Genomic DNA, 21,814 nt, shown 5'->3' with positions numbered 1-21,814 from the left:
CCTTTAAGGATTCAATATAAAAAATAGGTAAACAGATGGCTTGGGGCCGTCACACCCCCAAGGATAGACGGCAATTGCAAGGACTCAGCTCAATATGGAGATGGTCCCAAGGTATTTCAAGGCGCGCGGCAGATTGTCGCAATCGAGGCTGTCCAACCAGTGTAAATCAGCCCAACTGCGTAGCCAGGTGAACTGGCGCTTTGCCAATTGGCGCGTGGCAATGATTCCACGCTCCTGCATCTCGGCTTGCGTCAGCTTGCCATCCAGGTAATCCCAGACTTGTCGATAACCTACAGCACGTATAGACGGCATCCCCGAATGCAGGTCACCTCTATCTCGCAGGGCTACGACCTCGTCGATGAATCCCTGTTCCAACATATTTGTGAATCTTTGTTTAATACGCTCGTGCAGTACCTGGCGATTTGCCGGGGCGATAGCCAAGTTCGCGACAGTATAGGGCAATTGTTGCAGTCCCGAAGCGGCTGCTTCAGTACTTTGCGCAGATTGTCGCAAGCGTAGCTCAGTCATGCTCTGACCACTGACGCGATAAACTTCCAGCGCGCGACTAAGGCGCTGCGGATCGTTCGGATGAATTCGCGCGGCCGATTGCGGATCGATGACCGCCAATTGATCATGCAGGGCTTGCCAACCAAGGCGTGCAGCCTCTTCTTCGATTTGCGCGCGCACGTCCGGATCGGCCGCCGGCATGTCGGCCAGACCTTCGAGCAAAGCCTTGTAGTAGAGCATTGTGCCGCCTACCAGCAGCGGAATTTTGCCCCGCTCGGTGATCTCGGCCATGGCCTCAAGCGCATCCCGACGAAAATCCGCAGCGGAATAACTCTCGGCCGGATCGAGAATATCGATCAACCGATGTGGAAATTCGGCCAATAGCTCTTTGGAAGGTTTGGCAGTGCCAATGTCCATGCCACGGTAAACCAGCGCCGAATCGACGCTGATCAGCTCGCAGGGCAGAACCTTGGTGAGTTCGATGGCCAGGTCGGTCTTGCCGGCAGCCGTCGGCCCCATCAGGAAAATCGCAGGAGGGAGCTGGCTCATCAACGACCGCGCAAAAACAGTTTGTCCAGATCGTCCAGACCCAGTTGGGTCCAGGTCGGTCGGCCATGGTTGCATTGACCGCTGCGCTCGGTGTTTTCCATGTCCCGCAGCAGACCGTTCATTTCCGGCAAGGCCAGACGCCGATTCGCGCGAATCGCGCCGTGGCAGGCCATGGTGCCGAGCAGTTCGTTCAGGTGTGCCTGAATCCGGTCGCTGGTGCCGTATTCCATCAAATCCGCCAGAACGTCGCTGACCAGCCGATTGGCTTCCGCCTGCTTCAGCAAGGCGGGAATTTGCCGGATGGCCAGCGACTCCGGGCCAAGGCGCTGCAATTCAAAGCCCAGCCGCTGGAACCACGCGACGTGTTCTTCGGCGCAATCGGCTTCGCGCTGACTGACCGCCAGGGACTCCGGCACCAACAGCGGCTGACCGCTCAGGCCTTCGCTGGCCATGGCGATTTTCAGGCGTTCGTACATGATCCGCTCGTGAGCGGCGTGCATGTCCACCAGCACCAGGCCTTGGGCGTTTTCCGAAAGAATATAGATGCCCTTGAGCTGCGCCAATGCATAACCCAGCGGTGGAATGTCGTCCTGCCCGGCTGGCAGCGCGACCGCGTTGGCTTCGGGCAAAGGCGCGAAGAACTCACGGTAGGCCGCTTGAGCTTCGGCGACGGGCACGCCGGACTGAGGCCGCGGCGTGTATTGATACTGATAACCGGCGCCAGCGCCCGAGCCAGCCGGCGTGTTGAATGACGGTTGGGCCTGAGGCTGTTCCAGCAGCGCATTGGCCGCCAGACGCATTTCGCCCTGCGGACCGAACTCACCGGCGTCGAGCCCGGTGGGCCGGACAATGGCCGTCGCAACCGGCGCAGCCAAATGATCCTCCGGCCGCACATCGCCGAGAGCGCGGTGCAACGTGCCATAGAGGAAATCGTGAACCATGCGTCCGTCACGGAAGCGTACTTCGTGCTTGGTCGGGTGCACGTTGACGTCGACGCCCGCCGGATCGACTTCGAAAAACAGCACGAACGTCGGGTGCCGACCGTTGAACAGCACATCGCGATAAGCCTGACGCACCGCGTGGGCCACCAGTTTGTCGCGCACCGCGCGGCCATTCACGAAGAAATATTGCAAGTCTGCCTGGCTGCGATTGAACGTCGGCAACCCGACCCAGCCCCACAGATGCAAGCCATTGCGCTCGATCTCCATCGGCAGCGCCTGCTCCAGAAAACCCGCCCCGCAGATCGCCGCCACACGCCGGGCGCGGGCCGCGTCATCGTGGGCTTCGTGCAGGCTGAGGATGGTTTTGCCGTTGTGGCGCAGATGGAACGCCACATCGAACCGCGCCAGCGCCAGGCGCTTGATCACTTCTTGCAGGTGATCGAACTCGGTTTTTTCGGTCTTGAGAAACTTGCGGCGCGCCGGGGTATTGAAGAACAAATCGCGCACTTCCACCGAAGTCCCCACCGGATGGGCCGCAGGTTGTACGCGAGGTGCCATGTCCCGGCCTTCGGTTTCCACCTGCCAGGCTTGATCGGCACCGCGAGTGCGGGACGTCAGGGTCAGGCGCGCCACGGAGCTGATGGACGCCAGCGCCTCACCACGAAACCCCAGGCTCATCACCTGCTCAAGGTCTTCCAGGTTACGAATCTTGCTGGTGGCATGACGGGCCAGGGCCAGGGGCAGGTCATCGGCAGAAATGCCGCTGCCATCGTCGCGCACCCGCAGCAACTTGACGCCGCCCTGTTCCACATCGACATCGATGCGCTTGGCACCGGAGTCGAGGCTGTTCTCCAGCAACTCCTTGATCACCGAGGCCGGGCGCTCGACCACTTCACCGGCGGCAATCTGGTTCGCCAGCCGCGGGCTGAGCAGCTCGATGCGCGCAGCGTTGGTCAGCACCTGGTTCATTCTTTGGCCGCCAGTTCAGTGCCGGGGATGGTCAATGTCTGACCAATCTTCAGCTCGTCGCTCTTGAGGTTGTTAGCGCTGCGCAAGGTGGCCGGAGACACCTGATAGCGCACGGCGATCATCGCCAGGGTCTCACCGGGATTGACGCGATGGTCACGCGGGCCCTGGGCGATTTTGCCGGAATCGCGCAACCAGGCAATGTAGGTGCCCGGCGGTGGATTCTGCTGGAAGAACTGCCGCACGCCGCTGCTGATAGAACGCGCCAGCGCTTGCTGATGGTTCGCAGCGGCAAGCTTGGACGCTTCGTTGGCGTTGGAGATGAACCCGGTTTCCACCAGAATCGACGGGATGTCCGGCGACTTCAGTACCATGAACCCGGCTTGCTCTACGCGCTGTTTGTGCAGCGGCGTGACGCGGCCGATGTTGCTCAAGACTTTCTGGCCAACGTTGAGGCTGGACGTCAGGGAAGCGGTCATCGACAAATCGAGCAGCACGCCGGCCAGCATGCGGTCCTTGTCGTCGAGGCTGACGTTGCCGGCACCGCCGATCAAGTCGGAACGGTTTTCGCTGTCGGCCAGCCAACGGGCGGTCTCCGACGTAGCGCCGCGGTCGGACAGGGCGAACACTGACGCACCGAATGCAGCAGCCGAAGGTGCGGCGTCAGCGTGGATCGAAACGAACAGGTCCGCACCCTTCTTGCGCGCAATTTCGGTACGACCGCGCAACGGAATGAAGTAGTCGCCGGTGCGAGTCAGTTCGGCGCGGAAGCCTTTCATGCCATTGACCTGACGCTGCAGTTCACGGGCGATGGCCAGCACCACGTCTTTTTCACGCTGACCGCGAGAGCCCGAGGCGCCGGGGTCTTCGCCACCGTGGCCGGCATCGATCACCACAATGATGTCGCGCTTGCCGGCCGGGGCGGGCGGCAATTTGATCGAAGGCTCGGAGGGTGCGACAGGGACCGCAGGCAACGTCGCCACAGCCGGCGTTGGCGCAGGCGGTGGCGCGGCGTCGGCCGCATTGTCGAACAGGTCGACGACCAGGCGATTGCCGTATTGGGCGTTTGGCGCCAGGGTGAAGCTTTTTGGCGTGACGGCTTTTTTCAGGTCGATGACCACCCGCAGGTCGGTCGGCGTACGTTGAGCCGAGCGCATTGCGGTGATCGGAGTGTTCGAGGTATTGACGTTCAGCGGCGCCCCCAGAGTTGCGCCATTGATGTCGATCACCAGCCGATCCGGGGAGGTCAGGGTAAAAACGCTGTGCTGGACAGACCCTGTCAGGTCAAACACCAGCCGCGTGTTGTCCGGCGCCCGCCACAGGCGAACACTGTTGACCTTCGTCTCGGCCACAGCGTCGACGGTCACCGCCAGAAACAACAATCCTACGGCAGCAACCAACGCGCGAAAGCGCATACCTAACCCCATCATTTAATTGAATTCCAATGCCAAAGCGGCACACCACGACTCGCCACGCGAGCCCTGGGGCAAAATTTTCAGCGAACGCCCGCTGTCTTGCGGGCTAATGGTAATGGTCAGGTCGGGCTTTGGCAAAAAGCCTGCACCGTTGCGGGGCCATTCGATCAGGCACAGTGCATCGTCTTCGAAATAGTCACGGATGCCGAGGTACTCCAGCTCCTCCGGATCGACCAGTCGATACAGGTCGAAATGGAAGGCGCGGACCTCCCCAATCTCGTAGGGCTCGACCAGAGTGAAGGTCGGACTTTTTACCGCGCCTGTATGTCCCAGGCCACGAATAATGCCCCGGGACAGCGTGGTTTTCCCCGCACCCAAATCCCCCTCGAGAAAAATCAGACCGTGCCCTTCAGTGGTTTGTGCAATGCGCGCACCAAATGCGGTCATCGCCTCTTCATCAGCCAGGTACAGGGTTACTTCAGACACGGTGCTTGCTCCTCCAACAACTGACGAATGGCTGGAATCAGATCACTGGCCGCCAGCCCACGGCCGAATTTACCTTGTTGCGCGCCGGCATTGGCGTGCAGCCAGACCGCCAGGCATGCCGCGTCATACGCATCCATACCCTGAGCGAGCAAGGCGCCGACCAGACCGGCCAGCACATCGCCCAAACCGGCAGATGCCATGGCCGGATGGCCCTGATGACACAGCGCCAGGCGCCCGTCGGGGCTGGCGATCAGGCTGCCGGCGCCCTTGAGCACCACGACAGCTGTATATTTTTTGCTCAATGCATGGGCAGCGGCAGGACGATCGGCCTGAACATCGGCCGTCGATAGCCCCAGCAATCGCGCCGCCTCGCCAGGGTGCGGCGTGATAACACAATGGGCGGGCAAACTCACGCCACCTTCGGCCAACAGGTTCAACGCATCGGCGTCCCAGACTTGCGGCAGCGGCGCATTGGCCGCGGCCGACAACAGACTGCGCCCCCAGGCGGCCTGCCCCAGCCCTGGGCCGACGACCAGCACCGTGACCTTCGCAAGCAGCCCCATCAATTGATTGGCCGACGAAATGCCGAGCACCATCGCTTCAGGCAACCGCGCCAATGCAGCTGGAACATGCTCGTTGCGGGTGGCCACAGACACCATGCCGGCGCCGCTGCGCAGGGCACTTTGAGCGCTGAGCAGGATGGCGCCGCCAAAACCGCGATCACCGCCGACCAGCAATACGTGGCCAAATTTGCCTTTGTGGGACGTTGGAATGCGACCGGTCAGACGCGGCACATTACCGGCCGTCAGGCGACGAGCACTGACCGTGGCCCCGATAAACGTCTCAGGGGCGGCTAGCAGATCATTGAAGACCAAATCGCCAACCACATTCGCAGCGTCACCGGTGAACAGGCCCAGCTTCAAGCCGATGAACGTCACCGTGAGGTCTGCTCGAACCGCAATGCCGAGCTGGCGCCCCGTATCGGCGCATAGTCCCGAGGGGATATCCACCGCCGCAACCGGTAGCCCACTGGCGTTGATCGCGGCGATGACACTGGCGTATGGCTCGCGCACTTCACCGGTCAGGCCAGTGCCAAGCAAGGCATCCAGCACAATGCCACGTAATTCGCAGTGCGCATTCCAGTCTTGAATGGCGACGCCTTCGGCTACCGCCTCGGCATGGGCCGATGCGGCATCGCCCTGCAAACGCCCGGGATCACCGGCGGCCAGCACCCGCACGTGCCAGCCGGCACGTCGGGCCAGCACGGCCACCAGATAACCGTCGCCCGCATTATTGCCGTGGCCGGCCACCACGCTCAATTCGTGGGCCGTGGGCCAATGGCGGACCAGCGCGCGCCAGGTCGCCCGCGCTGCACGCCGCATCAGTTCGAAGCCCGGTGTACCGGCCGCAATCAGGCTCGCATCGAGCCCTCGGACTTGCGCGGCGCTATACAGCGCGTCGGGTAATTCATCTTTAGTGTGCGGCATGCGTCTTCAGGCTCCGATGTCTGGCAGAATTATACGCACCTCAGCTCCGGTTTCTCTCGCCTCATGCCCGCTATTACCACAGACCTGCCCGCCCTCGCCCAATCCATCAAGGACTGGGGCCGCGAGCTGGGCTTTCAGCAAGTCGGCATCAGCGGCCTCGACCTGGCCGAGCATGAGCAGCACCTGGAGCGCTGGCTCGAAGCCGGCTACCACGGCGAAATGGAGTATATGGGCGCCCATGGCAGCAAACGTTCGCACCCGGAAGAACTGGTGCCCGGCACTCTGCGGGTCGTATCCCTGCGCATGGACTACCTGCCGGGCGACACCGAAATGGCCAAACGCCTGGCCGAACCGGAAAAAGCCTACGTCTCGCGTTATGCCTTGGGCCGCGATTACCACAAATTGATCCGTAAACGCGTGCAACAACTGGCAGAAAAAATTCAGGCAGTGATCGGCCCGTTCGGCTACCGCGCCTTTGTCGACAGCGCCCCGGTGCTGGAAAAAGCCATCGCCGAACAGGCTGGGCTGGGCTGGATCGGCAAGAACACGCTGGTATTGAATCGCAAGGCCGGCAGTTATTTCTTCCTCAGCGAATTGTTCGTCGACCTGCCGCTGCCGGTCGACCCGCCCCACGCCACCGAACACTGCGGCCGCTGCACCGCCTGCCTGGATATCTGCCCGACCAACGCCTTTGTCGGCCCGTATGTACTGGACGCCCGACGCTGCATTTCGTACCTGACCATCGAACTGAAAAGTGCGATTCCTGAAGATTTACGGCCATTGATCGGCAATCGGGTATTCGGTTGCGATGACTGCCAGATCGTCTGCCCGTGGAACCGCTTCGCCCGGCCTTCCGGCGAAAGCGATTTCAAGCCTCGGCACAATCTGGACAACGCCGAACTGGCCGAACTGTTCATGTGGGACGAAGAGAAGTTCCTCAACAGCACCGAAGGCTCACCGCTCAGACGCGCGGGTTACGAGCGTTGGTTGCGCAATCTGGCGGTCGGCCTGGGTAATGCGCCGTCAAGCATTCCGGTGCTGGAAGCGCTCAAAGCACGGCGGGACTATCCGTCGGAACTGGTGCGCGAACACGTCGAATGGGCCCTGAAACAACACGGACTCGCGTAGGAGCTGCCGCAGGCTGCGATCTTTTGACTTTGATTTTTCAAGATCAAAAGATCGCAGCCTGCGGCAGCTCCTACACAGGAATCGCGGGGATCAGGCCTCGTCGTTATAAACGAACTTGGGCATTTCCCAATGGAAACGGATCGCCAGCAAGCGCAGCAGGAAGCCGCCGAACAGGGTGATCAGGATCGCCTGTTCACCGGGTAATTGCAGGTAGATGCAGAGCAGATAGCACCATGCCGCGGCAAACGAGACGCTGGCGTAGAGCTCCCGGCGGAAGATCAGCGGGATGTCGTTGCAGAAGATGTCCCGCAAGATGCCGCCAAATACGCCGGTGATTACGCCGCTGACCGAGGCCACCAGCATGCCGTGGCCCATTTCCAGGGCCGTCATGCAGCCGATCAGGGTGAACGCCACCAGACCCACCGCGTCGAGCACCAGAAACAGCGAACGCAGATGACGCATCCAGCGGGCGATGAAGATCGTCAACATCGCCGCGACGGAGGTCAGCACCAGGTATTCCGGGTGTTTGACCCAAGTCAGCGGGTAGTGGCCGAGCAGCACGTCACGCACCGAACCGCCGCCCAGCGCCGTGACGCACGCAATTAGCACCACGCCAAACCAGTCCATGCCGCGACGGCCCGCAGACAGGGCGCCAGTCATGGCTTCGGCAGTAATGGCGATCAGGTAGAGCATCAGCAACATGGTGGCGGTCCTGGCAGAAAGGCGCGCAGTCTACTCAGATCGTCAGGGCACCAAAAGGGGGCAAGAGAACCTGTGGCTAGGGAGCTTGCTCCCGCTGGGCCGCAGAGCGGCCCCATTTGCTAACAACGCAATTCTTCAGATAGACCGCGCCGGCTGACTTTACGACTGCTACGCAGCCGAGCGGGAGCAAGCTCCCTCGCCACAAAAGCCCACTCATGCCCAATCAGAACTTGATGAAATTCTTGCGGTAGTGCTGAAGCTCGGCGATCGATTCGCGGATGTCGTCCAGGGCCAGGTGGGTGCTGCCCTTCTTGAAGCTGTCGCGCACGTCCGGTGCCCAGCGCGCGGCCAGTTCTTTAAGGGTCGACACGTCGAGGTTGCGGTAGTGGAAGTAGCTTTCCAGCGACTTCATGTGGGTATAAAGGAAGCGACGGTCCTGGCAGATGCTGTTGCCACAGATCGGTGACTTGCCCTTCGGCACCCATTTTTCCAGGAAGGCGATGGTCTCGGCTTCGGCTTCGGCCATGCTGATACGGCTATCGCGAACCCGTTGGGTCAGCCCGGAACCGCCGTGCTGACGGGTATTCCACTCGTCCATGCCAGCGAGGATCTCGTCGCTGTGGTGGATGGCGATCACCGGACCTTCGGCCAAGGTGTTCAAATTACTGTCGGTGACGATAGTGGCCATCTCGATGATGACATCGGTATCAGGGTTCAGACCGGTCATTTCCAGGTCGATCCAGATCAGGTTCAGCGGGTTTTGCATGAGTCGGCTCCTCGGCGTAGGTGCGCAGTTTAGCCTAGGGAGGCCACCGGGCGTGCTAAACTCGCGGCCGTTTTACCTAATCGCTGCATTCTCGATACGGAACACCCATGGCCAAACGCCAACTCAATCGTCGTCAAAACTGGCGCATCGAAAAGATTCAGGGCGAGCGCGCTGCCCGCGCCGCCAAACGCGAGTCCTCGGCTGTCGAGGCACTCGAAGGCGGCGACCTGGGTCCGGAACAGACGGGCCTGGTGATCGCGCACTTCGGTGTGCAGGTCGAAGTCGAGGCCCTCGATGGCGAATTGGCCGGCCAGGTGTTCCGCTGCCACTTGCGCGCCAACCTGCCAGCGTTGGTGACCGGCGATCAGGTGGTATGGCGTGCCGGCAACCAGGGCATCGGCGTGATCGTGGCGCAACTGCCGCGCAAAACCGAGCTCTGCCGTCCCGACAGCCGTGGCCAGCTCAAGCCGGTGGCGGCCAACGTCGATTTGATCGTGATCGTCTTCGCCCCGCTGCCCGAGCCTCACGCCAACCTGATCGACCGTTACCTGGTCGCTGCGGAACACGCCGGTATTCGGCCGTTGCTGTTGCTGAACAAATTCGACTTGATCGACGAGCAGAACGCCCCGGCGCTGAATGCCTTGCTGGCGGTTTACCGCACGCTGGGTTACCCGGTGCTGGAAGTGTCGGCCCACCACGGCAATGGCATGGAACAGTTGCAGAAGCAGCTGGACGGGCACATCAGCGTATTCGTCGGTCAATCCGGTGTCGGCAAGTCGTCGCTGGTCAACAGCCTGCTGCCGGAAGTCGACACCCGTGTCGGCCCGCTGTCCGAGCTGTCGGGCCAAGGCACCCACACCACCACCACCGCGCGACTGTTCCACTTCCCCGGTGGCGGTGAGTTGATCGACTCCCCGGGTATCCGCGAATTCGGCCTGGGCCACGTCAGCCGTGCCGACGTCGAAGCCGGTTTCATCGAGTTCAACGACCTGATCGGCACCTGCCGCTTTCGCGACTGCAAGCACGACCGCGAACCGGGTTGCGCCCTGCTCAAAGCTCTCGAAGAAGGCCGCGTGCAGCAGCAGCGGATGAACAGCTACCGGTCGATCATCGCCAGTTTGCCTGAAAGCAGCTATTAAACAGACGCGCCAACCGCCCCTGACTATTACGGGGCGGTAGGTCGTTCGTGGCGTCCTACAAAAACCTCTTCAATTAAACATCAGACCTCTCTGTAAGGTTTCTTCGGGCCTGCCTGAAGGACGCGTCTCTTTAACCGCCAAGGCCTTGTTGCGGCCACTCAAGTGCATACATTCGAGCCCTCATCGCATCTCTGGCGATACCGAGGGACAGCCATGCAAACCTATCATTTGTTCATCAGCCACTCGTGGAACTACTCAGACGCCCACGACAATCTGGTTCGCCTGCTCAATGCGAAGCCCGGGTTCACGTTCAAGAATTTTTCGGTGCCACCGGACAACCCGATCATCGGCGCGAAAACAGACAAACAACTTGAAGAAGCCATCGAAAACAAGATTCGGCTCTGCTCGGCAGTGCTGATCATGGCAGGGATGTATTCGACCTACAGCAAGTGGATCAACAAGGAAATCGAGATCGCCAGGCGAATGGGCAAGGTCATCATTGCGATAAAGCCGTTTGGCGCCGAACGGATTTCCACGGTGGTACGCCGGGCGGCGCACGCGGAGTGCGCGTGGAACACCAACAGCATCATCAGTGCCATTCGCACTCATGCGGCGGGCTGAACCATGCGCAAGGGACTGTTCATCGGCATTAATAACTACAGCCATGTTTCACAATTGAGTGGTTGCAACAACGACGCGATGGCCATGGCTTCGGTGCTGAAAACCGACGCCAATGGCGATCCGAACTTCAAGAACCTGGTCCTGACCTCCGCCGAAGATTATCTGAGCCGTGAAAAGCTCGAAGGGCATATCCAGGAATTGTTTTCAGGCGATTGCAGCGTTGCACTGTTGTACTTCGCCGGTCACGGCAACTTCGACGCCGATACGGACGAAGGCATGCTGATCCCCCAGGATTACAAATCCGCCAAGGATGGAATTCGCATCAGCGACATCCTGAACTGGGCGACCAAAGCCGTAAAAATCAAAAACAAAGTGATTATTCTCGACTGCTGCCAGGCGGGCTCGGCAGGCGAAGTGCGGGCGCTACGCAGCGAAAGCAGCATGGTGTGTGAAGGCATGACCATTCTCACCGCGTGCAAAAAAGAAGAGCCGGCCATGGAAGGCGCCAATCACGGCGTCTTCACAGGGCTGTTGCTGCAAGCACTGCACGGCGGCGCCGCGAACATATTGGGAAAGATAACTCCAGGCAGCCTCTATTCATTCGTCGACAACGCTCTCGACGCGTGGGAACAGCGCCCGGTGTTCAAGACCAATGTGTCGCAGTTCATTTCATTGCGAGAAGTCTCGCCGCTGATCCCCAAAGAGATCCTGCGCAAACTGCCCGACTGGTTCGAAGAGGCGGAATCAATGTTCGCCCTCGACCCCAGCTACGAACCTACCGAAGCCATGTTCGACCCAGAGCACGGCGAAGTCTTCGCCCAACTGCAAAAGTGCAATCGCCACAGCCTGATCGAACCGGTGGACGCCGAGCACATGTACTACGCGGCCATCCACTCCACCGGTTGCCGCCTCACCGCCCTCGGCGCCTATTACCGCGAACTCGCAATCAAGGGACATTTCTGATGCCAGTGTTTATTAGCTACCGCCATACCGACCGCGTCCAGGCGATGGCCATCAATGCGCGCCTGAAACAGGCGAACATCAAAACCTATCTCGATGTGTTGGACACCGAATCCCAGCAAACCGACGACATCACCGCCGTCATCACCCGCAACATTACCGAATGCACGCACTTGCTGGCGGTGGTCTCGCAGGAGACTGCCATGTCCTGGTGGGTGCCGTTTGAAATCGGCGAAGCAACCATCAGTGATCGCAGGATCTGCTCTTACAAGATCGGTCCCAGCGCACTGCCGCTGTACCTGGATAAATGGCCGAAGTTGAGTGGTGATACCGATCTCGACTTTTTTATCGATGCCTACCACAAAGAGGCCATGTTGGAGCGCTCGACAGGAATAGAGTCTTTCAGCGAATCCATTCGCGGCACCTTCAAGCGTAATGCCGATCTGTTCCATGACCAGCTCAAGGACCGCATTCGTCGCGGTTACTGATCCGCACAAAAAAGCCGCGATGATCGCGGCTTTCTGATTTTCAGAGTACGGCTTTTTCCAGCTTCCAGCCTAAGGCATCCAAGGCGTCACAACCGTCTTGGATCAACACGTGGGCTGCATTGGCGAAATGCTCTACGTCGTGGCCTTCGGCGTCTTTTATACACAGACACACGACGCTGTTGAGCAGATTACGGGCGGCTTTTATGCGGTGTGTGGCGGTTTCAAGAAGATCGGAAGCGCGGGCTTCGGTGTCGATGTACAGCGTCGGGCTGACGCTGAAGTTGCCTTGGAGGGGGTGATACTTAGCCATGGGTCAAAACTCCGGATAATTTCGAGAGATTTCATCTGTGGTTCGACCGGCTAAGATCGGTCACCGCGTTGGCAGCGACGGCGGAACTATAGGCTGATGCTTGCACGAGGGAGAACCCCAGCATGAAAATTCAGATCGTTCCTACAGCCACCAAGCAAACATACAGCCCTCGGAAGCACCGGCAGAATCACGACGCATCAGGCGAAAACCTTAGTTTTCAACATTAATGTGAGCGCGCACGCGCGCAAGAAAGTCGTCAGTTAAAGCCACGTTACTCAAAGAGAATCGTTGATTTTTCTCTTTCAGATTAATGACAAGCGACTTGAAAAATGGGTTTCGACGAACATGAACTGAACATATTTCCTCCCTACGGATCAACTCCTGCCGCTTATAACCAGCAGCCTCATCGCGAAACATCAACCCTTGCGGGACCACTGAAACACTAACTTTATAGTCACGCTTTGAAAAACTACAAATCATACTCAGCGCGACACTCACGAGTATTGAAACCCCAATGGGCCACCCTATCACGTAGCGCCCCAGCGACAAGAAAGGAAAAAATATGAGCCCAAGCATTGCAAAAGTAACAAGATAACTTACACACGCCCAAGAAAGGTGTGTAAAGCCGATATAAGGATTCCAAACTGCACGCATAATTTTTCCTTGAGTTTATAGTACACAAAGCAACATCACATTAATATGAGCGCCTGCAAATTGTATTTACAGCAAACCTCGTTAGCCTTAGCGGCAATGAAAAAACAACAACATCTAAATATCGAGCATTTTTTCGTGTTCTAAATCGACAAGTCGTGTAGTAGGCCCGTCGGATTTCAGGCGTTCGGTGACAACACGGGGCCACAAATTGTGAGAGCGATGTTTGGCGAGGCTGTAAACCAGTTTTTGAATTCGATCCATGGGGTAGAAAATCGGCTTTAGTATTATTTTTATTGCGTCACTCCCGCTTATGTAGTTTTCGTCGCCAGCCTCCTTTTTCACCTGTTTTATTGGCATCCGTGTCGGCATAAAGCTGTTGCTTATTTTGGGTCGCATAGACAACTGACTTTTTACAAACGCATCCGACTCGCTGTGATGACCCTGTTCATCGAACCAGGGACCATTGTTCATATAGGCGCGCAGGTACTCCCAAAAGCCTTTTTGCATCCTCAGTGTTTTACCAAATGGCGCACCGAGACTGATCATCAATACCTTGTCCGGTTGTTCGAATTTCCACACCCGAATTTCAAGCGAAGCGTTTTGCATACCACTTAAGTGGGTGCCGGCCAGCTGAAATTCGTCGACCTCGGCGCAAAGACCCTCCCACGAGGCGTGAAACAGAACGCCATCGTGATCGATGTACACTTCCTGGGTACGGCGATTAAACACAATCGGCAGTGGTAAAGGGCGACGGACTTCCCATAGAAATACCACCAAAAACAACAGAGTCGTTATCCCCAATTCTATGAGGACACTCTCCGATATTCCGTAGAGCATCAATAGTAGTTCCAGACATATCATTGCGATGGCTAACCACCCAAAGAAACCGGCCAGACGCCCCCGACCCGGATCACCTGCGTCTTGCAGTGTTAAGTAATCCTCCCTGTGCTCATCGGTAATAAATAACGCTATTGGTTGTTCACCAGTGGGTTTGTCAGCTTCAAGTATTACGATGGATGCACTATCGCGCAGTTGTTTTGACTTATTCATATACATGCTCATTCCATGATGTACATCATTGTTAGCTTCAGACCAACGAGTAGAAAGCAGATCAACTTTCCTTCGATAGAGCACAACCCTGCTCATTTTCCAGATCGACAAGGCGTGTAGTGGGCCCCCCGGCCTTCAGTCGTTCAGTGACAACTTTCGGCCACAGGTTGCGAGAGCGGCGTTTGGCAAGACTGTAGGTGAGTTCTTGAATTCGGTCCTGCGGGTAAAGCAGTGGCTCGAGTATCAGTTTTGCAACATCGCTGGCGCCTAAGTAGTTTTTTCCACCCGCATCCTTCTTCGCCTGTTTTAACTGCGCCAGTGTCTGCTTGAAGCTGTCGCTCATTTTGGGTCGCACGGCCAGCTGGCTTTTTACGAATGCATCCGACTCACTGTGATTACCGTTCTCGTCGAAATAAGGGCCATTATTCATGTAAGAACGGATGTATTCCCAAAAGCCTTTTTGCATCGACAATGATTTACCAAAGGGGGCACCTAGACTCACCATCACAGCCGTTTCCGGCTCTTCAAATTTCCACATGCGAATTTCCAGTGAAGCGTTTTGCATGCCACCGATTTGGGTGCCCACGAGCTGAAACTCATTGGCCACGGCTGAAATACCCTCCCACGGAGCATGGTAAAGATCGCCATCATGATCGAAATACACTTCACTGGTGCGGCGGTTAAACAGAATGGGCAGAGGTAAAGGACGAAGGGTTTCCCATAGGAATGGCAATACAACCAAAGGAATTCCGCTTCCCAAAATCATATACGCTCCTTCCCATTTCCCACCCAATATACAAATCACAGCCACACACAATATAAGTGTGAAAACCCAGCCCCCTAAACCTGTTAATTGCCCACGAATGCCCTCGTCACCTAATAGCGACAAGTAATACTCGGTGTGCTCATCGGTAATAAACAGCTCCATCGGCTGTTCACCCGTTGGTTTGTCCGCTTCAAGCATGACCGTGGGAGTAGCGCTGTAGCGCGGGTGTTCTGGTGTATTCATACCCATGCTCGCTCCTTGATTTTGACAGCTGGCAGCGTCAGTCCGTCTTGTGGGGAATAGATCAACTCGCCCTCGATACACCGCAAGTCCCGTACACCATCCTCATGGTACACACGGCGGTAAGGGGTGAGGCCAGCAGGTATAGAAATACGGGTGCCGCTATGTCGGGCAAAGTCTTTGCCCGTCCATTCGACCTTTTTGATTTGGTCGCCGTGATAGCCGAGCGTATCGCCCCAAATTTCGATGCCCTTGAAGTGAATCATTGCATCGGTCAACGGCACGTTTTCCCCCGGCAGTTTTAGCATCAGATACGTGGAAGTGACTTGGCCTTGATAAGGGTTCATCTCTGACAGTCGGAAGGCATCAAAACTTATGGGAAACAGGACGGGGTACAGCTCATCCATGGACAGGCTATAGCTGTGGGCCCAAGTGTCGTGCGGACGGATACCAAAGCGGCTGTTTTTCACCCATTTTTCCGGAGGCGAGTCCGCGGTATAAAGACGGGCGATGACCCCGCCCACAATTACAACCGCAAGGCCTAGTATTTTCGCCCCCAAGTGAGGCACTACATTGAGTCCCCTGGCAATAGTCGCCACATCCCCGGCTATCACAGCAGCCCGGGCAACTCTTAGTGCACGGAAGGCCTGGACCTGGATTTTGATACTGGCCAGCGAAGCGCCAACCACGGTCAAGTTCGCGACCATGGTGTCGAAGTCGCCCGTTTTGTAGGCCTCAAAGGCATCTATCCCATAGAGCACGACGTCGAAGGCAAGAAAAGCACCTTGTGCCAGAGCAGCATTGGCGGCGCGACCCAACGCTTTAACCAAAAGGAGACGAGATGAAATAGAGGTACTACCGCTTTGACGAACAGCCGAAGCCCAGTCAACCTCTGCGACTCGCTGAAGTACGGCTGCGGTTGCAGCAGCGACACCTACTGCACTACCAATCATCCCAGTAAGGTTTTTGGTTGTAATGTCGTCAAAAAACGTACTACTCGCCCAAACAAAATTCACCCCCGCCACCAGCGTCACAATCGACTTAATCGGCGCTTTACTCAGCGCGCCTTTCAAATCAAACACACTGCTCAATTCAACACTCGCCGCCAGATTCACCGGCAACGGTGGCAGCTTGGTGCTGGCTGGGATCAAATGCATGAACGGGATACCGTCAGCCACCCCGCTGGCCAGCGGTGTAACACTCAAATGCGCGGGCATTGACTGGCGTGTCCCCATCAAATCGCTGTACCACTCGCCCAACTGACGCGATGCGCCCGAGGTCTGGATGCGCTGATCGCTGCGGGCTAGCGCTGCCGCCATATACAAACGCCCCGCCACACCGGTGGACTTTTCACCCTGATGCAATTGCAGCCCTGCCACCGGGGCTATGGACAGAAACAAAGCTTCAACGCTTGAGGCCGGCTTGTGTTGCTTCAGTTTGTCGGCGGTCTTGTTCAGCGCATCGGTATAACCAAAGGCTCTGGCGAGTTTGCTGGTGCCTTCTTGAACAGCAGCCTGGTTATCTCGGGCCACATCGCTGAAGTCCACAAGGTATTTGATTTCGCTAACACCCAGCCGTGACGGCAACCCGAGCAAAGCCCAAAGCAGCCAAGGTTTACCCGGTGAGTTGCCGTCCAGATTCCGGGTAATTGCCTCAGCCCCAATGCTGGTATTGGCCGGCCCGAGGCAAGCCGCCGCGAAATGCAATTCCAGTGCCTCACGCGCTATCGACTGGGTAATGTCGAAATGACCACAAGCGGTGTCCATGCTCGACGCACCGGTCCCTTGCAGGGTGTTGATCCATGCCACCCAGAATTGGGCCAGACGTCGCGTGTCGGCGGTATACCGATTGTTCTGGTTCTCTTGATCCTTCCACGCCCGCTGGAGTTCGTCATAGCGGGTAATGGACGGCAGTTGTGCGCTCAGTTGCCGGTCGCCTTCGCTCAGTGACTTGATGACACTGGCCATCGCCCACTCTTCAGCGTGATGTTCCTGGTAATTGTCGAACGCTTCTTTACGCACACGCAGCAGCGCGGCAAGGTCGAGCAGCACGCCCCATGCGTCATCAATCACGGCATAGGCCTGCTGTTCGCAAGCCTTCATCTGCTTCAGCACTTTCAACCAGTCGGGTGCGTGCTCAGTTTCGGGATCCGCGCTCCAGCCATAGTTAGTTGCATCGTTGTATTCGCCAATCTGCTTGGCGACGGTATCGACCTCGCCACTGAACGGTGCGACACCTGGCACAAAACTTCGCATGATGCGCTGACGCACGGCGGGGTCTTTTCTGGCAGCCTGGTATTGCGCCTCACTCCAGCGAACGGGTGACCAGACCAATCCGGCAGGGTCGCCAGCTCTTAACACCAGATGGGGTTTGACCCGGGTGTCGATTACCCTGCCCGCGCGCGGGGTTTGGGTGAGCTGAGCTTTTTCGACCTGATACTCCACCAATTTGGGTGGGCTGCTCTCCCAGACGTAGAGCCAACCGTCGCGCAACAAACGCGAGGTGTAATTGAGCGCATGCCCGGTCAAGTCAGGATGCCGAGGCCCCAACTCGGGAAACGAGCCGCTCAATGCCGGCAAGTCGTAGGCATCGGTATCGACAGCGACGGTTGGGCCGAGGGCGTATCGCAGGGGTAAAACGGCAGCGAACAGCGGACATGTTTCAACACGGATTTTGTTCTGGACACTCATGCGTTTTTCTCCGGGTTGGCTGGAAGGCTCAGTGCCTGCAGAAGCGGCTCAGGCAGGGTGATTTGCGCGGCCAGACCTTTATTGGCCGGTGCTGAGTCATATTCAGGCGCTTCGTTTTCCCAAGCGCACACTGGCGCGTTGCCATGGCGTAGCCAGACGCTTTCCACACCAAACCAAAAGCCTGCTGGCCATTGCACGCCGGCCAACCAGGCGCGTCGCAGAACCGAGCCATCCGCCAGACGCAACCACAGCTCTCGCTGCTGCTCATCAAAAATGCGCAACCGACGTTGCAGGATCGGTAGCCATTGTTGGGCGCTCCGTGGAGAAGCCAGCCAAACACTGTGTTGCAAGTCGGTGCCGCCCCACCACGCGGCATAGGCTGCGCTGCCAATCGAGGCATTCAGCAGAAAAGGCCCTGCGGCGCTGATCGGCTCATAAGCGGTCCCCTTGAATAGCGGCTGCGGAGAATCTGCACCGTAGTGCTCGTTAAGCCAATCGATAGCGCCTTCGTACTGGGCGCCATCAAGCAGGAGCAGTCCTTTGTTCGGGATGACTGGTGTCATGCTTCACCCCTCTCTGCTTCCTGGGATTCCTGGGCAACGTTGCATACCGGGCAAACACCGGAATCGGCCTCGCGAAAGACGATGCTCTGTTTGAGCAGGGCTTCCATGGGAAGGGTGTCGATAACCACAGCTTCGGCGACTTGGGGAGCTGCTGACAGTGCCGCCTGCCCGGGTAGGCCAGTTAGCGGCGAACCACCCACGACAATGGCCACACTGCTGAATATCCCGCTGGAGTTAATGACGATGAAATGACCGTCACATTCCCACGTCAGGCTCTGGTCAGCCTTGATAACCACATTGGCCGCAGTGACATGGGCGTGAGGCCCGGCCTGAATCACCAACGTGCCCTCTGCCGTCGTGCTGCTGTTGCCGGTGATGGAGATCACCTCGTTGCCGCCGATCAGCGTGTTGCGCGCACCTTCGGTGGTGTGCAATTCGTCGCCCTTGATCAGGCTAGCGCTGTTGTTGTCCACCTGTTCAAAGCGGTCGTTACCGATCAGGCTGTGGCTATCACGGATAATCTGTTCGCGGCGGTCGTTGCCAATTTTGGTATCGCTGTCGTTGAGGATCAGCTGTTCCAGGTCGCGTTCGGCGCGCAGGTAGATTTGTTCCTGCCCGGCGCGATCTTCAATCGACAGTTCGTTGTAACCGCCCGTGCTGGGGGAGCTGTGGCTACGCAATACGGTTTTGGTCTTGTTTTCGGGCAAGGGATAGGGCACTGCATTGACCTTGTTCGGCACGCATCCGGTAATGAGCGGGTTATCGGGATTGCCGTCCAGAAAGGTGACCATGACTTCCATGCCGATACGCGGAATGGTCACCGCTCCAAAATTTTTACCTGCCCAGTGGGTAGATACCCGCAGCCAGCAACTGCTTTTTTCGCTGTTGAGTTCGGCCCGGTCCCAAGGGAACTCGACTTTGACGCGACCATACTCATCGCAATAGATCTCCTCGCCGGCGGGGCCGGTGACGCGGGCGGTCTGGCTGACCAGCGTCGGTCTTGGTGCAGGTAGCGGTGGCCGGTAAAACACATCCCATGGAATGACGCTGAAGCGGCTGCGGTAGCCTTGGATGAAGCCGTCCTCGGGTTTGGTGTCGCTGGTGATCACCTCTTCCAGTGACTGGGGTTGCTTTCCGGCGTGCGACACACTGAGCAGCAGCCACAAATCGTTGCAAGTTTTATCCGGATGTTCCGTCAGGTCGAAGAAGTGACCGCTGCGCAGGCTTGGCTGATCGCTTTTACCTTCGACCAACTGGTAATCGGTACGGTGCCGTTCCAGCGCCTGCCGGGCCAGCTGTTTGCCGCGCTTTTCGTTTTCGATAAAGACCGGATAGCGATAGTCTTCAAGCTCAGGGTGAAACTCAGCGGTGAAGCGGCTTTCCAGCAATAGACTCGGGCGTTGGAAGTCGTAGTACCGATGCGTGGTGGTGCTGGGGCGGGTGCTGAAACGCATGGAGAACTGGCTGACGACCGGGTGCTCCGCCACCATGCCGGAGTCTTGCAGATAGGGGGTTGCACCCAGTTTGGGGAACCAGGTCTGGTCATCAGTGAACACCAGCACATGGCCTTGCGGTGAATGCTGGTGATGCCACGCGATGCCGTCTTCGGCGCACAGGCGCTGGACGAACTCGTAATCACTTTCCCCATACTGCGTGCAGTACTCGCGCTCGGGGCTGGTACTGACATGGAAGGTAAACGCATCGGCCTGAATGCCGTGGCCTTTGAGTACCTGAGCGATGATTTGCGGCACCGTCAGCTTCTGGAAAATCCGCTGATTGTGGCTGAACTGCAGGTAGTGCAGCGTCGGTACGAGGGTCAGGTGATAACGGGTCAGGCGTTTGCCGGTTTCCCCCCTGAACACATCTTCGATACGACCGTGAAGACCTTCCCCGTTAAGGCCAAACTGGAGAAAAGCAGGCTGACTGAGCAGGCTCTCCAGATCGAAAGCAGGGTGTTCACTGACCAGTTCAATCTGGATCGCATACAAGGCACTGATGGCTTCAGTACCTTCAAAGGTGAGGACTTTGAAATCGTTAGGAACAGTCGGGATCAGTAACGTGAAGTGAGCAACATTGGCGGGGGCGAACATGCGCTTATCCTTTTGCTTTTCCGTGGCTCGTCCTTAAGCCGAATGAGGATACAAATCGCGATGCCCATGCCATCCCCGGCGTGAGCAAACGCAAACTGCCGAGTACGTTAGCAAGAGGAAAAAGGGATTTATGTAGGATGCATCTTGATATCCCATCCGAACCTTCCGGCGTTTCAGAATGTTACGTCTGCGACCGAAGGGGCAGCGAATACTGATGTGGAGCAGCGTACAGGCACAAAAAAGCCGACATCGCTGTCGGCTTTTTTGTAGGTCACTGCTTGGGGGCTGGTTTCGGCACCGGATCATCAAACAGATTCAACCGCTCCCGAAGCTCATGTGCCGGAAGCGGCTCCTTATCCGCCGGCAAGGCATTCGGATCGGCTGGCGGCGTGGGCACTTCGCCCGGGCCGCCCTGCCCTTGCGTCGGCACTGGCGCAGGTTCGGCACCTTGCGAACCTTCGATGGCACGCTGGGCTTTCTTGGTCAGCACAACGATGTCGATGCGGCGGTTGACCGGGTTGAACGGGTTCTCCCGATCGAACAATGCCGACGAAGCGTAACCGACGACCCGCGCGACCTGAGCGTCCGGATAGCTGCCGGCGATCAATGCACGGCGAGCCGCGTTCGCACGGTTGGCCGAGAGTTCCCAGTTGCCGAAGTCGCCGGTGCCCGAGTACGGCTTGGCATCGGTGTGGCCGCTGATGCTGATCTTGTTCGGCACCGCTTTGATGGTGTCGGCCATGGCCAGCAGGATGTCTTCGAAATACGGCTTCAGACGCGCACTGCCGGAGTCGAACATCGGGCGGTTTTCGGCGTCCACAATCTGGATACGCAAACCGTCCTGGGTAATCTCGAAGAGAATCTGGTCCTTGAACTTCTGCAACTGCGGGTTTTCTTCGACCTTGTTCTGCAGCTCTTGCAGCAGCAATTCCAGGCGCTCTTTCTCAACCTGCTCGGCCATGCCTTCGACCTGTTCGGCGTCGATAGTCACCTTGTCCGGCTGAGGCTGGGATTTCACCTCGGGGTTGAGGGTGTTCTCCGGTGCCAGGGTCGGCGAGCCGCCCAGATCGATGATGTATGGCGTGCCGCTTTCGCTGAAACCGACCGGGTCCTTGAAGTAACCGGCAATGGCGATCTTCTGTTCCGGCGTTGCCGTGGACAACAGCCACAACACCAGGAAGAACGCCATCATCGCCGTCGCGAAGTCCGCGAAGGCGATTTTCCAGGAGCCCCCGTGATGCCCGCCCGCGTACTTTTTGACGCGCTTGATGATTATCGGCTGGTTATTTTCCATGA

General features: G+C 57.9%; 20 protein-coding genes. 5 read left to right on the top strand and 15 right to left on the bottom strand.

Annotated features, from left to right (window positions below):
• Nucleotides 1–84: 84 nt before the first annotated feature.
• Genes miaA through ACZ89R_RS20930 form a run of 5 tightly spaced genes read right to left on the bottom strand, consistent with a single transcriptional unit; the run spans nucleotide 85 to nucleotide 6,351 of the window.
• On the bottom strand, nucleotides 85–1,056 hold the full coding sequence (miaA, locus tag ACZ89R_RS20950) for a tRNA (adenosine(37)-N6)-dimethylallyltransferase MiaA (RefSeq protein WP_429544237.1): 972 nt from the start codon (nucleotides 1,054–1,056) through the stop codon (nucleotides 85–87).
• Nucleotides 1,056–2,954, bottom strand: coding sequence for a DNA mismatch repair endonuclease MutL (gene mutL, locus ACZ89R_RS20945; RefSeq protein WP_429547827.1), 1,899 nt, complete (start codon nucleotides 2,952–2,954; stop codon nucleotides 1,056–1,058). Before mutL ends, miaA begins: the two co-directional genes overlap by 1 nt.
• Before the next feature lie 8 nt (nucleotides 2,955–2,962).
• The gene (locus tag ACZ89R_RS20940; protein WP_123499853.1) at nucleotides 2,963–4,393 is read right to left on the bottom strand and encodes an N-acetylmuramoyl-L-alanine amidase; all 1,431 of its coding nucleotides are present in this window, start codon (nucleotides 4,391–4,393) and stop codon (nucleotides 2,963–2,965) included.
• Nucleotides 4,394–4,864: a tRNA (adenosine(37)-N6)-threonylcarbamoyltransferase complex ATPase subunit type 1 TsaE gene (gene tsaE, locus ACZ89R_RS20935; protein WP_429544711.1), complete on the bottom strand. Its 471-nt coding sequence runs from the start codon at nucleotides 4,862–4,864 to the stop codon at nucleotides 4,394–4,396.
• Nucleotides 4,852–6,351 (bottom strand): NAD(P)H-hydrate dehydratase, encoded by a 1,500-nt coding sequence (locus tag ACZ89R_RS20930; protein ID WP_429544712.1) that lies wholly within the window; start codon nucleotides 6,349–6,351, stop codon nucleotides 4,852–4,854. Before ACZ89R_RS20930 ends, tsaE begins: the two co-directional genes overlap by 13 nt.
• Nucleotides 6,352–6,414: 63 nt before the next feature.
• Here ACZ89R_RS20930 and queG point away from each other — a divergent pair, with 63 nt between their 5' ends.
• Nucleotides 6,415–7,479, top strand: a complete 1,065-nt coding sequence (gene queG / locus ACZ89R_RS20925; RefSeq protein ID WP_429544713.1) for a tRNA epoxyqueuosine(34) reductase QueG — start codon at nucleotides 6,415–6,417, stop codon at nucleotides 7,477–7,479.
• A 90-nt stretch (nucleotides 7,480–7,569) separates the two neighbouring features.
• On the opposite strand, the gene ACZ89R_RS20920 is transcribed toward queG, so the two are convergent.
• Both ACZ89R_RS20920 and orn read right to left on the bottom strand, forming a co-directional pair.
• A complete protein-coding gene (locus tag ACZ89R_RS20920; RefSeq protein ID WP_030128339.1) occupies nucleotides 7,570–8,181 on the bottom strand; it encodes a trimeric intracellular cation channel family protein in 612 nt (203 codons plus the stop codon).
• A 223-nt stretch (nucleotides 8,182–8,404) separates the two neighbouring features.
• On the bottom strand, nucleotides 8,405–8,947 hold the full coding sequence (orn, locus tag ACZ89R_RS20915; RefSeq protein ID WP_008068863.1) for an oligoribonuclease: 543 nt from the start codon (nucleotides 8,945–8,947) through the stop codon (nucleotides 8,405–8,407).
• Between the two features lie 107 nt (nucleotides 8,948–9,054).
• Here orn and rsgA point away from each other — a divergent pair, with 107 nt between their 5' ends.
• The 4 genes from rsgA (at nucleotide 9,055) to ACZ89R_RS20895 (ending at nucleotide 12,155) form a co-directional block, all read left to right on the top strand.
• Nucleotides 9,055–10,086 carry a small ribosomal subunit biogenesis GTPase RsgA gene (gene rsgA, locus ACZ89R_RS20910; protein ID WP_007902636.1) on the top strand — a complete coding sequence of 344 codons (1,032 nt, stop codon included), beginning with the start codon at nucleotides 9,055–9,057 and terminating at the stop codon, nucleotides 10,084–10,086.
• Between the two features lie 213 nt (nucleotides 10,087–10,299).
• Nucleotides 10,300–10,707, top strand: coding sequence for a TIR domain-containing protein (locus tag ACZ89R_RS20905; RefSeq protein ID WP_218397195.1), 408 nt, complete (start codon nucleotides 10,300–10,302; stop codon nucleotides 10,705–10,707).
• 3 nt (nucleotides 10,708–10,710) lie between these two features.
• A complete protein-coding gene (locus ACZ89R_RS20900) occupies nucleotides 10,711–11,670 on the top strand; it encodes a caspase family protein (RefSeq protein ID WP_429544714.1) in 960 nt (319 codons plus the stop codon).
• A complete protein-coding gene (locus ACZ89R_RS20895) occupies nucleotides 11,670–12,155 on the top strand; it encodes a toll/interleukin-1 receptor domain-containing protein (protein WP_429544715.1) in 486 nt (161 codons plus the stop codon). The genes ACZ89R_RS20900 and ACZ89R_RS20895 overlap by 1 nt, the downstream gene beginning before the upstream one ends.
• A 40-nt stretch (nucleotides 12,156–12,195) precedes the next feature.
• Here ACZ89R_RS20895 and ACZ89R_RS20890 read toward each other — a convergent pair whose 3' ends face one another.
• The 8 genes from ACZ89R_RS20890 to motB all read right to left on the bottom strand — a co-directional run bounded on the left by ACZ89R_RS20890 (nucleotide 12,196) and on the right by motB (nucleotide 21,812).
• On the bottom strand, nucleotides 12,196–12,465 hold the full coding sequence (locus ACZ89R_RS20890) for a hypothetical protein (protein WP_429544716.1): 270 nt from the start codon (nucleotides 12,463–12,465) through the stop codon (nucleotides 12,196–12,198).
• Between the two features lie 210 nt (nucleotides 12,466–12,675).
• A complete protein-coding gene (locus tag ACZ89R_RS20885) occupies nucleotides 12,676–13,119 on the bottom strand; it encodes a hypothetical protein (RefSeq protein ID WP_429544717.1) in 444 nt (147 codons plus the stop codon).
• Nucleotides 13,120–13,233: 114 nt separating this feature from the next.
• The gene (locus ACZ89R_RS20880; protein WP_429544718.1) at nucleotides 13,234–14,169 is read right to left on the bottom strand and encodes a hypothetical protein; all 936 of its coding nucleotides are present in this window, start codon (nucleotides 14,167–14,169) and stop codon (nucleotides 13,234–13,236) included.
• 61 nt (nucleotides 14,170–14,230) lie between these two features.
• The gene (locus ACZ89R_RS20875; protein ID WP_429544719.1) at nucleotides 14,231–15,184 is read right to left on the bottom strand and encodes a hypothetical protein; all 954 of its coding nucleotides are present in this window, start codon (nucleotides 15,182–15,184) and stop codon (nucleotides 14,231–14,233) included.
• Nucleotides 15,175–17,865 (bottom strand): toxin VasX, encoded by a 2,691-nt coding sequence (locus ACZ89R_RS20870; protein WP_429544720.1) that lies wholly within the window; start codon nucleotides 17,863–17,865, stop codon nucleotides 15,175–15,177. Before ACZ89R_RS20870 ends, ACZ89R_RS20875 begins: the two co-directional genes overlap by 10 nt.
• On the bottom strand, nucleotides 17,862–18,428 hold the full coding sequence (locus tag ACZ89R_RS20865) for a DUF4123 domain-containing protein (RefSeq protein WP_429544721.1): 567 nt from the start codon (nucleotides 18,426–18,428) through the stop codon (nucleotides 17,862–17,864). Before ACZ89R_RS20865 ends, ACZ89R_RS20870 begins: the two co-directional genes overlap by 4 nt.
• Nucleotides 18,425–20,518 (bottom strand): type VI secretion system Vgr family protein, encoded by a 2,094-nt coding sequence (locus ACZ89R_RS20860; RefSeq protein ID WP_429544722.1) that lies wholly within the window; start codon nucleotides 20,516–20,518, stop codon nucleotides 18,425–18,427. The genes ACZ89R_RS20865 and ACZ89R_RS20860 overlap by 4 nt, the downstream gene beginning before the upstream one ends.
• A gap of 271 nt (nucleotides 20,519–20,789) precedes the next feature.
• Nucleotides 20,790–21,812 carry a flagellar motor protein MotB gene (gene motB / locus ACZ89R_RS20855; RefSeq protein WP_123500127.1) on the bottom strand — a complete coding sequence of 341 codons (1,023 nt, stop codon included), beginning with the start codon at nucleotides 21,810–21,812 and terminating at the stop codon, nucleotides 20,790–20,792.
• Nucleotides 21,813–21,814 lie beyond the last annotated feature (2 nt).

Source organism: Pseudomonas sp. TE3728, from assembly GCF_056279145.1.
The sequence above is the reverse complement of the archived record's forward strand: the minus strand, read 5'-3'. Positions and strand labels throughout refer to the sequence as shown.

Excerpts from the sequence above, each read along its gene's own strand:
- miaA (WP_429544237.1), bottom strand. The coding sequence starts at position 1,056 with ATGAGCCAGCTCCCTCCTGCGATTTTCCTGATGGGGCCGACGGCTGCC.
- ACZ89R_RS20940 (WP_123499853.1), bottom strand. The coding sequence starts at position 4,393 with ATGATGGGGTTAGGTATGCGCTTTCGCGCGTTGGTTGCTGCCGTAGGA.
- ACZ89R_RS20930 (WP_429544712.1), bottom strand. The coding sequence starts at position 6,351 with ATGCCGCACACTAAAGATGAATTACCCGACGCGCTGTATAGCGCCGCG.
- queG (WP_429544713.1), top strand. The coding sequence starts at position 6,415 with ATGCCCGCTATTACCACAGACCTGCCCGCCCTCGCCCAATCCATCAAG.
- ACZ89R_RS20920 (WP_030128339.1), bottom strand. The coding sequence starts at position 8,181 with ATGTTGCTGATGCTCTACCTGATCGCCATTACTGCCGAAGCCATGACT.
- orn (WP_008068863.1), bottom strand. The coding sequence starts at position 8,947 with ATGCAAAACCCGCTGAACCTGATCTGGATCGACCTGGAAATGACCGGT.
- rsgA (WP_007902636.1), top strand. The coding sequence starts at position 9,055 with ATGGCCAAACGCCAACTCAATCGTCGTCAAAACTGGCGCATCGAAAAG.
- ACZ89R_RS20905 (WP_218397195.1), top strand. The coding sequence starts at position 10,300 with ATGCAAACCTATCATTTGTTCATCAGCCACTCGTGGAACTACTCAGAC.
- ACZ89R_RS20900 (WP_429544714.1), top strand. The coding sequence starts at position 10,711 with ATGCGCAAGGGACTGTTCATCGGCATTAATAACTACAGCCATGTTTCA.
- ACZ89R_RS20895 (WP_429544715.1), top strand. The coding sequence starts at position 11,670 with ATGCCAGTGTTTATTAGCTACCGCCATACCGACCGCGTCCAGGCGATG.
- ACZ89R_RS20890 (WP_429544716.1), bottom strand. The coding sequence starts at position 12,465 with ATGGCTAAGTATCACCCCCTCCAAGGCAACTTCAGCGTCAGCCCGACG.
- ACZ89R_RS20885 (WP_429544717.1), bottom strand. The coding sequence starts at position 13,119 with ATGCGTGCAGTTTGGAATCCTTATATCGGCTTTACACACCTTTCTTGG.
- ACZ89R_RS20880 (WP_429544718.1), bottom strand. The coding sequence starts at position 14,169 with ATGAATAAGTCAAAACAACTGCGCGATAGTGCATCCATCGTAATACTT.
- ACZ89R_RS20875 (WP_429544719.1), bottom strand. The coding sequence starts at position 15,184 with ATGGGTATGAATACACCAGAACACCCGCGCTACAGCGCTACTCCCACG.
- ACZ89R_RS20870 (WP_429544720.1), bottom strand. The coding sequence starts at position 17,865 with ATGAGTGTCCAGAACAAAATCCGTGTTGAAACATGTCCGCTGTTCGCT.
- ACZ89R_RS20865 (WP_429544721.1), bottom strand. The coding sequence starts at position 18,428 with ATGACACCAGTCATCCCGAACAAAGGACTGCTCCTGCTTGATGGCGCC.
- ACZ89R_RS20860 (WP_429544722.1), bottom strand. The coding sequence starts at position 20,518 with ATGTTCGCCCCCGCCAATGTTGCTCACTTCACGTTACTGATCCCGACT.
- motB (WP_123500127.1), bottom strand. The coding sequence starts at position 21,812 with ATGGAAAATAACCAGCCGATAATCATCAAGCGCGTCAAAAAGTACGCG.